9 protein-coding genes are annotated in these 14,608 nt (G+C 60.7%); 5 read left to right on the top strand and 4 right to left on the bottom strand.

Annotated elements, in window-relative coordinates; translation table 11 throughout:
• Positions 1 to 44 precede the first annotated feature (44 nt).
• The gene (locus ACP15V_RS00420) at positions 45 to 884 is read right to left on the bottom strand and encodes a DUF2189 domain-containing protein (RefSeq protein ID WP_424941712.1); all 840 of its coding nucleotides are present in this window, start codon (positions 882 to 884) and stop codon (positions 45 to 47) included.
• Positions 885 to 1,579: 695 nt separating this feature from the next.
• Here ACP15V_RS00420 and rpoH point away from each other — a divergent pair.
• Together rpoH and ACP15V_RS00410 are read left to right on the top strand one after the other, a co-directional pair.
• On the top strand, positions 1,580 to 2,467 hold the full coding sequence (gene rpoH, locus ACP15V_RS00415; RefSeq protein ID WP_424941711.1) for an RNA polymerase sigma factor RpoH: 888 nt from the start codon (positions 1,580 to 1,582) through the stop codon (positions 2,465 to 2,467).
• Between the two features lie 75 nt (positions 2,468 to 2,542).
• The gene (locus tag ACP15V_RS00410; RefSeq protein ID WP_424941710.1) at positions 2,543 to 4,168 is read left to right on the top strand and encodes a sulfatase-like hydrolase/transferase; all 1,626 of its coding nucleotides are present in this window, start codon (positions 2,543 to 2,545) and stop codon (positions 4,166 to 4,168) included.
• Here ACP15V_RS00410 and ACP15V_RS00405 read toward each other — a convergent pair.
• Entirely contained in the window at positions 4,158 to 5,333 is a 1,176-nt protein-coding gene (locus ACP15V_RS00405; protein WP_424941709.1) for a dipeptidase, read from the bottom strand. The two genes, ACP15V_RS00410 and ACP15V_RS00405, sit on opposite strands and share 11 nt — an antisense overlap.
• 145 nt (positions 5,334 to 5,478) lie before the next feature.
• On the opposite strand from ACP15V_RS00405, the gene ACP15V_RS00400 reads away from it, so the two are divergent.
• Positions 5,479 to 5,748, top strand: a complete 270-nt coding sequence (locus tag ACP15V_RS00400) for a DksA/TraR family C4-type zinc finger protein (protein ID WP_424941708.1) — start codon at positions 5,479 to 5,481, stop codon at positions 5,746 to 5,748.
• Between the two features lie 236 nt (positions 5,749 to 5,984).
• On the opposite strand, the gene ACP15V_RS00395 is transcribed toward ACP15V_RS00400, so the two are convergent.
• Positions 5,985 to 7,832, bottom strand: coding sequence for a M3 family oligoendopeptidase (locus tag ACP15V_RS00395; protein WP_424941706.1), 1,848 nt, complete (start codon positions 7,830 to 7,832; stop codon positions 5,985 to 5,987).
• A gap of 267 nt (positions 7,833 to 8,099) precedes the next feature.
• Here ACP15V_RS00395 and ACP15V_RS00390 point away from each other — a divergent pair, with 267 nt between their 5' ends.
• Together ACP15V_RS00390 and ACP15V_RS00385 are read left to right on the top strand one after the other, a co-directional pair.
• The gene (locus ACP15V_RS00390) at positions 8,100 to 10,643 is read left to right on the top strand and encodes a penicillin-binding protein 1A (protein ID WP_424941705.1); all 2,544 of its coding nucleotides are present in this window, start codon (positions 8,100 to 8,102) and stop codon (positions 10,641 to 10,643) included.
• Between the two features lie 643 nt (positions 10,644 to 11,286).
• Positions 11,287 to 14,262: an Rne/Rng family ribonuclease gene (locus ACP15V_RS00385; RefSeq protein WP_424941704.1), complete on the top strand. Its 2,976-nt coding sequence runs from the start codon at positions 11,287 to 11,289 to the stop codon at positions 14,260 to 14,262.
• Between the two features lie 91 nt (positions 14,263 to 14,353).
• On the opposite strand, the gene ACP15V_RS00380 is transcribed toward ACP15V_RS00385, so the two are convergent.
• The gene (locus ACP15V_RS00380) at positions 14,354 to 14,581 is read right to left on the bottom strand and encodes a sulfurtransferase TusA family protein (RefSeq protein WP_424941703.1); all 228 of its coding nucleotides are present in this window, start codon (positions 14,579 to 14,581) and stop codon (positions 14,354 to 14,356) included.
• Positions 14,582 to 14,608: the final 27 nt, after the last annotated feature.

Raw genomic sequence — 14,608 nt, 5'->3', positions numbered from 1 at the left:
AGGGGGGCGTGAAGTGACGGGCGCTCTGTCAGGTGCACTGAGGCTTAGAGGGTCGGCCTGCGCGATACCCCTTCGGCCGGTTGCACCGCCCGCTGATACAGGTGCCATGTGGTATGGCCCAGGATCGGCAGCGTGACGATCAGCCCCAGAAAGGCGGGCACCAGCGACACCAGCATGGTGAAGGTGATGATTGCCGCCCAGATCAGCATCACCACCGGGTTTTCCGTGACCACACGAATGGATGTGAGCATGGCGGAAATGAAATCAATCTCCCGCTCCAGAAGCATCGGCATGGCGATCACGGTCACAGAGAACAGAACCGCCGACAGGATGGCGCCAGCCCCGGTGCCAATCAGCAGGAAGGTCCAGCCCTCGGGGGTGAAAAACACGATGTGCAGGAACCCGTCGAAATCCGAAAAGGACGCATCGCGCAGGATCAGCGCCAGCCAGAGCCGGATCTGATACATCCACACCCAGAAGATAAAGAGCGTGACAAAGGCCATCCACCCCATCTCGCGCTGGCTTTGGCGGGTGATGACGGTCAGGATCTGTGACCAGACGACAGGTTCCCCCAACTGCATCCGGCGCGACATTTCATAAAGGCCTGCGGCGGCAAAAGGGGCGACCAGTGGAAAGCCGACGGCGGCGGGAATGATCATCCAGATCGCACCAAGCCAGACCAGGCACCAGACAATGAGGATCCCAAACACCGCGTAAAACAGACCAAAAAAGCCGCTCATCACCGGGTGGGCAAGAAAATCGGCAAAGCCTGACTTCAGCGAAGCGGTGATGTCGGCGGGCGTCACCGTATTGACCTCAGGCAGGCCCTGCGGTTGCGGCGATGTTTTGTCTGGCTGTGCGGATCCTTCGGATTTCGACGGCATGGCAGGTTCCTCCCAAAGCAATGCGCCGCACGGGCCCGTTTGCCAACAGGCCCTGCGGTGAAACAGACACCCTTTCTCCCGATATGAGTGTGCATCAGCTGAGGAAATCGGACAAGGGGGAGGGTTTGACAACGGTTTTTGACTTCTGGATATGATCCAAGCAGGCAAATGTTGTGCAAACAGCAATACTTGCGCCCGTTTCATATTCACGGGCAACTGTTTTGGTTCAGGGACCATATTTTACGGAGGATAGAGTGGGTAAACAGCGAACACATCTTTTAGTTGCTATGGCAATCTCACTGTCGTCCATGATCACAATTGTTGTCCTTCGACACAGTCTGAAAATTCCAGCAGGTGTGTGGATGGTCCCGTTTGCGGTAGCTTGGGCAGCTTCGTCACTTTGGGTTGCGGTCTCGCTACCCGTCCTGTTTGTGAGACGAGTTGTCAAAGCATTGCAAGGTGGTGACGCAGATTGAGCAGAATGCACTCTGTAACACCAAGCACGAAGCCGTGAGGGTGGTTCACAATGGCTGCGGGCGGGGTCATATAGCGATAACATAATTTGTATCACCCCACTTGAAAGACGAAAGGGGGTGTCCTATCTCGATGTTAAGCCTTGATACATTCAAGGGTGAACAAGAAGAGTTTGGCCTGATTTTCAGGCTGTTCAGATGGCCAGGGGGGCCAAGACGACGATGAGCAATTACAAGAATCTACCCGCACCGACGCCCGAAGGAGGGTTGAACCGTTACCTGCAGGAAATCCGCAAGTTCCCGATGTTGGAGCCGGAGACCGAATATATGCTGGCCAAACGTTGGGTGGATCATCAGGACCGGGATGCCGCACACCAGATGGTGAACTCGCACCTGCGCCTGGCGGCCAAGATCGCCATGGGCTATCGGGGCTATGGCCTGCCGCAGGCCGAAGTGATTTCCGAAGCCAATGTGGGGCTGATGCAGGCGGTGAAACGCTTTGACCCGGAAAAAGGGTTCCGTCTGGCGACCTACGCCATGTGGTGGATCCGCGCCTCGATCCAGGAATATATCCTGCGTTCATGGTCGCTGGTGAAACTGGGCACGACCTCGGCCCAGAAAAAGCTTTTCTTCAACCTGCGCAAGGCCAAGGCACGGATCGGTGCGTTGGAAGATGGTGACCTGCGCCCGGAAAACGTCAAGCGCATTGCCAATGACCTGAATGTCACCGAAGAGGAAGTGATTTCCATGAACCGCCGCCTGTCGGGGGGGGACGCGTCGTTGAATGCGCAGGTCTCCGCCGATGGCGAAGGGGCGATGGAATGGCAGGAATGGCTGGAAGATGAAGATGCCGACCAGGCCAGCGATTACGCCGAAAGCAACGAGCTTGAGGTGCGCCGCGAATTGATGGCGCAGGCAATGGACGTGTTGAATGACAGGGAAAAAGACATTCTGACCCAGCGCCGCCTGAAGGACAAACCGGTGACGCTGGAGGATCTGTCGGGCGTCTATGATGTCAGCCGCGAACGGATCCGCCAGATCGAAGTGCGCGCATTTGAAAAGCTGCAAAACCGGATGCGGGAACTGGCGGTTGAAAAAGGGATCCTCTGATCCTATTTGCCTGTCTATAACGATAGTGTGAAACCGGGCGTTTTGCGCCCGGTCCTGTGTTTGAGGGAGCCGGATGTGCGCAGGGTATTGATCCCCCTGGGGCGTGGATTTGTAATCGCCCTTGGGGTGGTGGCCGCCGTTCTGGGGATGCATGTGGAAAGCCAGCACCTGGTGCTGGGCGGCGTGGTTGGCACGCTGATTTACCTATTGGTGCTGTGGCAGCAGGCCCCCGGAGACCGGCGCGTGTCGCGCGGGGTGATGTTTCTCTATTGGGCAAGTGCTGCGCTGTTGCTGCCCTGGGCCGTGCTGCGCCAGCATTTTGGCCCGTTTTCCCTGTCGGCCCTGGTGTTTCACCTGGAAGCGGGCCTTGGCGATAAAATCCCGGATGGCACCATTTTGCCGCTGGCCGCAGCCACCGCGCTGATGCTGGCCATGGCCCATGCGCTTTACATGGTGGGCAGCCGTCGGCGCTGGGGCGCGGCGGTCTTGGTGCCCCTCGCGATCGTTTTTGCCTTGGCCAACCCGGTGACCCAGGCCGCCGGCATCAAGGCCTATTTCGCTGCGGTGGGGGCGCCGCCCGCGGTGATGCGCGATGTGCACCCACCGGCCCCGCGGATCAAAGGCGATCACCCGAACCTTGTGTTGATCTATCTTGAAGGGCTGGAACGCACCTATGGCGAAGCGCCGTTTGGCGCGGCCTATGCGCCGCTGGCGGATCTCGCACAGGACGCGGTGCGTTTTACCGGCGTCGGGCAGCTGCCTCTGACCGATTGGACCACGGCGGGCATCGTCGCCTCGCAATGCGGCTATCCCATGGTGCCGCGTGGCCTGACCCAGCACAACCGGGTGGACACCGATGGCGGCATTTATGCCGGGCAGACCTGCCTGGGCGACGTGCTGCACACGGCGGGCTATCGCAATGTCGCCGTCATGGGGGTCGAGGCGGAGTTTGGCGGCGTGGCGGCCTTTCTGAATGCCCATCACACCGACACGCTGATCGACCTGCACAACCTGAAAGCGATGGGGGCCACGGATGAAAGCGGTTGGGGGATGCAGGATGGCGAGGTGTTCAAGGCGGCGCTGGACGAACTGCGCGCGCTGGAACGCGCCGATCAGCCCTATGCGCTGACCGTGGTGACGATCGGGCCGCATGGCCCCAACGGCTATGTGTCGAAAGAATGCCGTCGCGACGGCATCGGGCCAGAGGACCCTGACATTCTGCTGGCGGTGGAATGCACCGCCCGATTGACCCGCGATTTCGTGCGCCGGGCGCAGGGCGTGGTGGACCCGGACAACACGCTGTTTGTGCTGGTCTCTGACCATCTGGCCCACCCGCGCGTCAGCGCCATTACCGACCTGATCGCATTTGATCGGCGGAACACGGCGTTGATGCTGGGGGCGGGGCTGTCGTCACAGGATATCTCTCGTCCGGGCAGCATGATTGACCTCTACCCGACCATTCTGGAAGCGATGGGCTTCGCGCCGCAAGGGCAGCGCGCCGGTCTTGGGGTGTCGCTTTTCTCGGACCTGCCGGAGTTCGGCAGGGGGCAATCGGACTGGATGATCCAGCAACGGCTGCGCAATGGGCGCGCCTTTGCCAGTTGGCTTTGGGAGGGCGAGGGCACGGCCCTGCCGCCGCAGAACCGGGGTCAGGCCCCGATCCCCAAGGCCACCGTGATGCAGGAGATGGTCAGGGAGTGAGCCGCGCGCGCAGAACCCGCAGCATGTTTTCCCCGGCGACCTTGCGGATCTGCGCCTCGCTCAGACCCGCATCCAGCATGGCTTGCGTCAACGCCGCCAGTTCGGACGTGTCAAACCTCACGCGCACCGTGCCATCGTAATCCGACCCATAAGACACCGCATCCTCGCCCACCGCGGCAATCGCAGCCTTGATCGCGGCGGCCACACCCGCGGGGCTGTCATCACAGGTCACATCCGCCCAATAGCCGATGCCGATCACACCGCCGGTGGCGGCCACCTGACGCATCAGATCGTCGGGTATGTTGCGCTTGGTTTCACAATGGGAATGCAGGCCGGTATGGCTGATCACCAAGGGGATATCGGTCATGTCCAGCACGTCTTTGACCACCTGCAAGCTGGAATGCGCCAGATCCAGCACCATGCCACGCGTCGCGACCTCGGCCACCACCTGACGACCAAAATCGGTCAGCCCGTGATTGCCCTGCCCATGCAACGACCCGCCCAACTCATTGTCAAAGAAATGTTGCAACCCGATCAGGCGATAGCCCGCATCCTCCAGCCGGTCGAGGTTTTCCAGTTTGCCTTCAAGGGGATGCGCGCCTTCGATGCCCAGAATGCCCGCCACCGTATCATCGCCATTGGCGCGCGCCTCCAGCACCGCGTCCAACTGGGCCAGATTGGTCACCACTTGCAGATCAGACGGCGCAAGGACGGAATACTCATGCAACCTTTGCGCCTGATAGAGCGCGCGTTCAAGGATCGACCCCCAGGTGCGGATCGGCCAAAGCTGCCCCATCGCCAGAAGCGTGATGTCATCGCGGGCATCCGCCGCGTTTTCATCATAGTTCAGGCCCGAGGGGCTTTTGGTGACCGCCGTAAACACCTGAACGGCCACATTTCCCTCTTGCAAGCGCGGCACATCCACATGGCCAAAATCGTGACGCTTCAGCAGGGATCGTTTCCACAAAAGACTGTCAGCGTGCCAATCGCCGATGAGAAGGTCATTATGCAACGCCTGTGCGGTTTCTGAGACCGGATAGGGGGGGTGATCCGTCACCGGGTTCATCCTTGTGTCGGCAATCCGTGGGGCGAAAGTCAGGAACCCGATCCCCCCAACGATGACCAACCCCACGATCACGGCCACACCGCGCTTGATCCATTTCATAAAACGGCCTCCCTTTTTATCGATACAACTGCAAAGAGGTGTGGTTTGCCAAGGTCAATCCGGGGTCAACCAGGGGCTGACCCCGCGGAAACCGACTTGAAGGCGCGGCGTAGGGGACTAAATTTGAAAGGGAAAGGAGATCTTCATGGCCGGTGGATGGGCGCGCGACGGTGCGGTAAGCGAACAGATCGAAGCGTCGGTGTCCGACGAGTTGGCGCGAATGAAGGCAAAAGCCGCCCCCGTGGGCGAAAGCTTTACCCATTGCGCGGAATGCGAAGAGGAAATCCCTCAGGCGCGCCGCGAAGCCATTCCCGGGGTGAAGCTCTGCATCGACTGCGTGCGCGACCGCGATGCGGCCTTCAAGACGCGCCCCGGTTTCAACCGCCGCGGGTCGAAAGACAGCCAGTTGAAGTGAATTAAGGCGACGGGGAAGGGGCGCTGCCCCTCGGCCCGCTGACAGGGCTTCGCCCGTTCATCGGGCGAAACAGTCCCCCAGACTGTTTCCAATAAGCCCTCGAACTTCGAGGTATTTTGGGCAAGAAAAAAAAGGTTACCCGAAATGGGCCTTGGGGGCGCACACGCGGTGCCCGCCTGTAGGGTGCCCCCCCGCGCGGGCGTGGCCAGGCGGGGAGGGGATGGTTTAAGCGTGGATCACTCCATCGCCTCCAATTCATCAATGAAGCCTTCGATCATCGACAGGCCCTTGTCCCAGAATTTCGGGTCGGATGCGTCGAGGCCGAAGGGGGCGAGCAGGTCTTTGTGGTGTTTCGCACCGCCCGCTTTCAGCATGTCGAAATATTTCTCTTGGAAGTCGGCGTCGCCTTCTTCGTAGACCGCGTAAAGCGCGTTCACGAGGCCGTCGCCGAACGCGTAGGCGTAGACGTAGAAGGGCGAATGGACGAAATGCGGGATGTAGGCCCAGAAGGTTTCATAGCCCTCCATGAACTCAAACGCGCCGCCCAGGCTTTCGGCCTGCACCGACATCCAAAGGGCGTTGATGTCATCGGGGGTAAGCTCGCCGCCCGCGCGCGCTTCGTGCAGTTTGCACTCAAAGTCATAAAACGCGATCTGGCGCACCACGGTGTTGATCATGTCCTCGACCTTGCCGGCCAGCAGCACCTTTTTCTCTGCCTTGGTCTTGGCCTCGGACAGGAGCTTGCGGAAGGTCAGCATTTCGCCAAAGACGGAGGCCGTTTCGGCCAGTGTCAGCGGGGTGGAGGACAGAAGTTCACCCTGATCGGCCGCCAGAACCTGGTGCACACCGTGACCAAGTTCATGCGCCAAGGTCATGACATCGCGGGGTTTTCCCAGATAGTTCAGCATCACATAGGGGTGCGCGTCGGTCACGGTGGGGTGGGCAAAAGCGCCCGGGGCCTTGCCCGGTTTCACGCCTGCATCAATCCAGCCATCGGTGAAGAAGGGCTTTGCGATCTCGGCCATGCGCGGGTCGAAATCGGCATAGGCCTCCATCACGATTTTTTCCGCCGTGGGCCAGTCGACCAGCCGGTCGTCTTCCATCGGCAGGGGCGCGTTGCGATCCCAGACCTGCATGGTATCCAGGCCCAGCCATTTGCGCTTCAGCTCGTAATAGCGGTGGCTGAGGCGCGGGTAGGCGTCGACCACGGCGTTGCGCAGCGCCTCGACCACTTCGGGTTCCACGTGATTGGACAGGTGCCGGCCCATTTGCGGGCTGGGCATGTTGCGCCAGCGGTCTTCGATTTCCTTTTCCTTGGCCAGCGTGTTGTGCACGCGGGCGAAGATCTTGATGTTTTCCCCAAGCACGCGGGCGATTTCACGCGCGGCGGCCTCGCGGGTGGGGCGGTCGTGCTCGGTCAACAGGTTGGCGGTGGCCTCAAGATTGCGCTCTTCGCCGTTTACGGTGAACATCAGCCCGGCGACAGTTTCGTCAAACAGCGTGTTCCAGGCCGAAGATCCGACCGAGGATTTGTCATGCAGGAACTGTTCCAGCTCGTCCGACAGCTGATAGGGGCGCAGGGCGCGCATCCGGTCAAAGATCGGTTTGTAGCGGGCGAGGTCTTGGTTTTCGGCAAACCAACCTTCCAGAAGATCGTCGTCCAACCGGTTGACTTCCAACGAGAAAAAGACAAGCGGCGCGGTGCCCACGGTGATGCGTTCCTGGCAGTTCTGGAAAAACTGCGCGCGATCCGCATCGGTGGTTTCCTGGTAATACCGCAGCCCCGCAAAGGACATGATGCGCCCGGCGATCATGGTGATTTTCTCATCCTGCTGCACACAGGCCAGCATTCCGGCGGCGTCCAGATCGGCCAGTTTGCCCTGGTATGTCGCGGCAAATTCGGCACAGGCGGTGTCGATCCAATCCAGATCACGGGACAGTTCGGGGGCCTCTTCTGAGCTGTAGAGATCGGTCAGATCCCAGCTGGGCAGATTGCCAAATGCCCCACCGTCAGAGCCGTCGCCGGACCCGGCATTGGCGTCAAAAAGGGGTTTGGCGGCGGGGAAGGGAAGGGGGTGGAACATGTTGCCTCCGGATTGATCTGTTGCCTCAAGACATAGGGGCGGGGCGCGGGGGATGCAATCAACTGCGCCCGATCATGCGCCCCGTCATGCACCCGCTCATCGGTGACCGCCCCCGCGAACCCGCGGGCTTTGAGGCGGATTTTGGGCTGCCATGGGGGCTGACCAAAGGTCAAACGGGCGTGATTTGGCCGATTTTTCCCCGCGTTGGGGTTTTGACCCCCGAGGGCGCGCCCTTTATAGGAGGATGGACGTAACCCGGAGGCGCACGTGGTCCGATTCATTCTTGGCTTTTTTGGCTCTATTTTTACCTTCATCACCCTCGGGGTGGTTGTGGGGGCATTGGTGATTGGCGGCGTCTTCTGGATGTATTCGCGCGACCTGCCCAGCCATGAGCAGCTGTCGAACTATACCCCTGCCACGATCAGCCGGGTCTATTCCGGTGAAGGCGACCTGATGGACGAGTTCGCCCGCGAGCGACGCCTGTACACACCAGCGGATGAAATTCCGGAAATGGTGAAAAACGCGTTCATCTCGGCCGAGGATAAGAATTTCTATAATCACCAAGGGTTTGACATGCGCGGCATTATTGCCGCCGCGATCGAGGCCGCCCAGGGGGGGCGCCTGCGCGGGGCCTCGACGATTTCGCAACAGGTGGTGAAGAACTTTCTGCTGTCCTCGGAACGCTCGGCTGAGCGCAAGATCAAGGAATTGATCCTGTCGGTGCGGCTGGAAAACACGCTCGATAAGGATCAGATCCTGTCGCTGTATCTGAACGAGATTTTCCTGGGGCAGAACTCTTATGGTGTGACGGCTGCGGCCCAGACCTATTTCAATAAGACGCTGGGGCAGTTGGCCCCGCATGAGGCGGCCTATCTGGCGACGCTGCCCAAGGCGCCCGCGCGCCTGCATCCGGTGCGCAACAAGGAGGCGGCGCTGAAGCGGCGCAATTATGTTCTGCGCGAGATGTATCAAAACGGCTATCTCGACAAGGCAACTTATGACAGCGAAGCCGCGCTGCCGCTGCGGTCGGTGCAGGCGGGGGATTTCCCGGCGTTCCGGCAGGCCCTGCCACCGCGTGATTATTTCTCGGATGAAATCCGCCGCCAGCTGTCGCGCGATTTTGGCGAGGAAGAGTTTTTCACCGGCGGCATGACCGTGCGCGCCACCGTGGATCCGAAACTGCAGAAAGTGGCGGCGAAAAGCCTGCGCGACGGGCTTGAGAAATATGACCGTCGTCAGGGGGTCTGGCGCCCAAGCGGCGAAGTGATTGCCGCCGATCAACTGGGGAATGAGGCCAGCTGGCGGGCGGCGTTGAAAGGCGCCAGGATCTCGCGAGATATTGAAGGCTGGCACCCTGCCGTTGTGCTGGAGGTCGGGGCAAAGGATGCCCGCATCGGCATTGAGGGGGTGGAAGAAGACGAAGACGGTCACTGGATCCCGGCCAAAGATGTGCAATGGGCACGCCGCCGTGACCCGGAAACCGGCCAGTTGGGCCGTAAGGCGCGGGTTGCGGGGGATCTGCTGAAGGTGGGCGAGGTTGTGCTGGTGCGCCGCATGGTCAGCGACGACGATGGCAGCTTTATCCGCTGGACCCTGCGCCAGGTGCCCGAAGTGCAGGGCGGCTTCATGGCGATGGATGTGAACACCGGTCGGGTGATCGCCATGCAGGGCGGTTTTTCCTATCAGGACAGCGTCTTTAACCGCGCCACCCAGGCCACGCGGCAACCGGGGTCGAGCTTTAAGCCCTTTGTGTATGCCTCGGCGCTGGACAGCGGGTTTTCCCCGGCAACCATCGTGATTGACGCGCCGATCGAGGTGGATGTGGGCGGGGGCAAGGTCTGGCGCCCCAAGAACGCGTCGAACAAATTTTACGGCCCTACGCCGCTGCGCACGGGGATTGAACGATCGCGGAACCTGATGACCGTGCGCCTGGCGCAGGAAATTGGCATGGACACGGTGGCGGCCTATGCGGAACGCTTTGGCGTCTATGACAATATGAACCCGTTTCTGGCCAATTCACTGGGGGCCGAGGAAACCACGCTCTTTAAGATGGTGGCGGCCTATGCGATGTTTGCCAATGGCGGCGAACGGGTGGAGCCGACGCTGGTGGACCGGGTGCAGGATCGCTGGGGGAAAACGATCTATCGTCACGACCAGCGCGATTGTGTGGACTGCACCCTTGCGAACCTGGCGGCCGGGGCGGCCCCGGCGATTGTGTCGAACCGCGAGCGGGTGATGGATGCGATCACCGCCTATCAGCTGACCTCGATGATGACCGGGGTGGTCAAACGCGGCACGGCCTCGTCCACGGTGAACTTGCCGGTCCCCACCGCGGGCAAAACCGGGACCACCAATGACGCACGTGACGTGTGGTTTGTGGGCTTTACCTCAAATATCGTGGCCGGCTGTTACATCGGCTATGACCGTCCGCGCACCATGCCGGGTGCCTCTGGGGGTGGCATGTGTGGCCCGGTCTTCAACAGCTTTATGAAAGAGGCGATCAAGGAATATGGCGGGGGCGCGTTCAAAGTGCCGCCCGGGGGGCATTTCATCAAGATCGACCGCTTCACCGGCGCGCGTCTGCCCAATGACGCCAGCGGTGAACACGTGGTGGCAGAGTATTTCCGGGATGGGGAAGAGCCGCTTTTTGGCATCATGTTTGACGGTGGTTTTGCCATGGGGTCGAACCTGCCGCTGTTTTCACCGGCCGAAAACGATCAGGGATCTGTTGTGACCACATCCACCGGCGAACGTGTGGTTGTGCCGGGCAAGGCAGATTTCGGTTCGCTGTCTTCGGGCGGTCAATACTGACAAGCAGGACGGGCAAATCGGCGGATCAGGCGGGGCGCTTCGGTTGTCCCGCCTCATCTAAATGGCGAATTGCTTTCCCTTCTTTGCATTTTGCCCATTGTCATTCCCCCCACTTGCCACATATGTTCAGGATGAAGAGGGGCGCCTTGTCGTTTCCTCTGATCAGAGTTTCGCCGTTCCCTTCGGGGCAGGCCATTGCCAAGCGCAAGGTCACTGCCAGGACACCGGACAGAACGGACCGAGAGCGCCGCGCCAGGGCAGGTTCGCAAAAACCATGCAGAATACCTCCTGACCGGCAGGAATTGAAGATCGGCTTTCACGGCAAATGATCGTGGTCCGGTCGGATACATCGCTGTACCCCGGACGCCGGGGGCAGCTTGAAATTGGGGCCTCGCGGGCCACAGACGGGAAACCGTCTTTCAGCAGGTGACGCGCAATCGTTGCAGGCAGGCCGCCGGTTCCGGAGAAGAAACGCGATGATGCGTGCGAGGACAGAGCAGAGAAACGATCAGGGGTGCAAGCCTCTGAATGCGCTGCCTTTTCCCCCGCATTCTTTCGCCCTGACAAGCCACCTTTCACGTGCCGTGGGTCCGCCCCCAACAGGGGTCGGGCGCGCGCCTGATGCTAGGTGCAGAAAGACAATATGCCTAAAAAGATGCTTATCGATGCCACCCACGCGGAGGAAACCCGCGTTGTTGTGGTCGACGGCAACAAGGTCGAGGAATTCGACTTTGAATCGGAAAATAAACGCCAGCTAGCCGGGAATATCTACCTGGCCAAGGTCACGCGGGTTGAACCCAGCCTGCAGGCCGCTTTCGTGGATTATGGCGGAAATCGCCATGGTTTCCTGGCGTTCACGGAAATCCACCCGGATTACTACCAGATCCCGGTCGCGGATCGCGAGGCGCTTTTGGAAGAAGAGCGCGCCTATGCCGAAGCGATGGCCGCTGAGGAAGAAAAACCCAAATCCCGTCGTCGCCGCCGCTCGCGGTCGAAATCCAAGGCCGAAGAGACCAAGTCGGACGATGCCGTGGCCACCAAAGAGGTGGACACCAGCCCTGAGACCGGTGACGCCGGTGCATCGGGCATGGATGTGATTGATCTGGACGAAGGCGGGGCGGACACGCTTGAGGGCCATTCGCCCATGGATCTGGTCGAGGACACCCCGGTGGCCGAACCCGCCGACCCCAAGGACGAGGCCGCGGCCGAAGACGGCGCTGCGGCAGAGACTGCGACCGCAGATACATCCGAAGATGCAGGTGATCAGCCTGCGTCGGATGAAGAGACCGGCGCAGAGGCCAAAGAAAACGCCAACACCGCTGCCACCTCTGATGACGACAGCACCAGTGCGGATGACGATGATGAGGATGATGAAGACGATCCTCTGGAAGCGGATGAAAAAGACGACCAGATCGAACGTGTCGCTGATGATGACAGTTCCGAAGATATCCGACCGCGTCGCAAACCGCGCCCGAAACGGTATAAAATTCAAGAGGTTGTCAAGGTGCGCCAGATCCTTCTGGTGCAGGTTGTCAAAGAAGAACGCGGCAACAAAGGCGCGGCCCTCACCACCTATCTGTCGCTGGCGGGCCGGTATTGCGTTTTGATGCCCAACACCGCACGCGGCGGCGGGATTTCCCGCAAGATCACCAATGTGACCGACCGCAAGAAGCTCAAGGAAATCGCGGCTGAGATCGACGTGCCGCAAGGTGCGGGGCTGATCGTGCGCACCGCGGGCGCCAAGCGTACCAAGACCGAGATCAAGCGCGACTACGAATATCTGCAGCGCCTGTGGGAACAGATCCGCTCGCACACGCTCGAAAGCATTGCGCCCGCCAAGATCTATGAAGAAGGCAACCTGATCAAACGCACCATCCGCGACCTCTATTCGCGCGAGATCGACGAGGTGTTTGTGGAAGGCGAAGCGGGCTATCGCACCGCCAAGGACTTCATGAAAATGATCATGCCGTCCCACGCCAAAAACGTGAAACGCTACAACGACCAGATGCCGCTCTTTGCGCGCTACCAGGTCGAAAGCTATCTGTCGGCGATGTTCAACCCGACCGTGCAGCTGAAATCCGGCGGCTATATCGTGATCGGCGTGACCGAAGCGCTGGTGGCGATCGACGTGAACTCGGGCCGGGCCACCAAGGAAGGCTCGATCGAGGAAACGGCGCTGAAGACCAACCTGGAGGCCGCCGAAGAGGTGGCCCGTCAGCTGCGTCTGCGCGACCTTGCGGGCCTGATTGTGATCGACTTCATCGACATGGATGAACGTCGCAACAACGCCGCCGTTGAAAAGCGGATGAAAGACAAGCTGAAGACCGACCGCGCCCGCATTCAGGTGGGCCGCATTTCGGGCTTTGGCCTGATGGAAATGTCGCGTCAGCGACTGCGCCCCGGCATGATCGAGGCCACGACCCAGCCGTGTAACCATTGTCACGGCACCGGCCTCATTCGGTCCGACGACAACCTGGCGCTCAACATCCTGCGCCAGCTGGAAGAAGAGGGCGTGCGTCGCCGCTCGCGCGAGGTGCTGGTCAAGGCGCCGGTGGGGATCGTCAACTTCCTGATGAACAACAAACGTGAACATATCGCCCAGATCGAAGCGCGCTATGGCATGTCGGTGCGGATCGAGGCTGATCCTTTCCTGATTTCACCGGATTACGCGATCGAGAAGTTCAAAACCGCGACCCGCGTGGTGCCCGAAGCGGCCGCCCCTGTGGTGACCGCAGATGCCGCACTGATGAGCGAGATTGACGAGGTCGAAGAGGCCGAAGTGGTTGAGGAAGAGACCCCGACCGTCGCTGGCGAAGAGGAACAGAAGCCCAAAAAACGCCGCCGCCGTCGTCGTCGTCGTCGCGGCTCCGGCAACGGGGAAGAGGGCGAGGCAAACGCCGAAAACGAGGCAGAGGCATCGGCTGACGGCGATGAAACCTCGTCCGAGGACACGCCCAAAAAAGACGCGCCAGCTGACGTGAAAGAGGGCGAAGAGGCTGAGGCCAAAACCGAAGCCGCTGCCGACGCAGAGGCGGACGAAAAGCCGAAGAAAAAGGCCACGCGCAAACGCGCGCCGCGCAAGAAAAAGTCTGACGAAGCTCCGGCTGAGGCGGCTCAGGACGGCGAGGCGGTGGCGAAAGAGGCTGTTCCGGCAGAGGCAGAGGCCGCGCCCCCTGCGGAAGAGGAAAAGCCCAAGAAGACCCGCAAACGCGCGCCGCGTAAGAAGAAGGCTGAAGAGGCCGCAGAGGCCCCAGAGGCTCCGGTGAGCGACGACGCCGCCGAGGGTGAGGCGAAGGCAGCGGTGGCAGAAACGCCCGCTGAGGACGAAAAGCCGAAGAAAAAGCCCGCCCGCAAACGCGCCCCGCGCAAGAAGAAGGAAGACGTGACGGCAGAAGCAGAAACGCCTGCGGCTGAAGCCGAGGTTTATGCCGAAGCTGCTCCGGTGGACGCAGCCGTTGAGGCAGCAGTTGAGGCTCCGGCCGAGCCTGCTCCCGAACCGGTTCTTGAGACCGCAGAGGCCGTTGCGGACCCCGCGCCGAACCCTGCGCCGGTGGAAGAGGCCAAATCGGACGAGCCGCCCAAGCCCAAGCGCAAGGGCTGGTGGTCACTCGGCCGCTAAACTGGACCGCCAAACCGGTTCGCGGGTTTGAGCCACGAAAACAGAAAAGCCGGGCAACTTGCCCGGCTTTATCTTTGGAAGGTCGAAAACCTCAGCCCTTGCGGATGAAATAATGGGTAACCTCGTTCTCCGCTTCGTCCCCCAGAAATTCATGGCCCTGTTCGGCGCAGAAATGCGGCACGTCGATCACCGCGGCGGGGTCGGTTGCCTCCAGCCGCAACACCTGACCGCTTTCAAGGGATTTCAAACGCTTGCGTGCTTTCAGCACGGGCAGCGGGCACAACAGCCCAATGGCATCGAGGGTCTCATCATAGGTCATGTGGGTCACATAAGATGCCCGGGGCCG

This window comes from Aliiroseovarius crassostreae (assembly GCF_049803815.1).
Classification (GTDB): Bacteria; Pseudomonadota; Alphaproteobacteria; order Rhodobacterales; family Rhodobacteraceae; genus Aliiroseovarius; species Aliiroseovarius crassostreae_A.
This window is presented reverse-complemented; position numbering and strand designations above follow the sequence as displayed.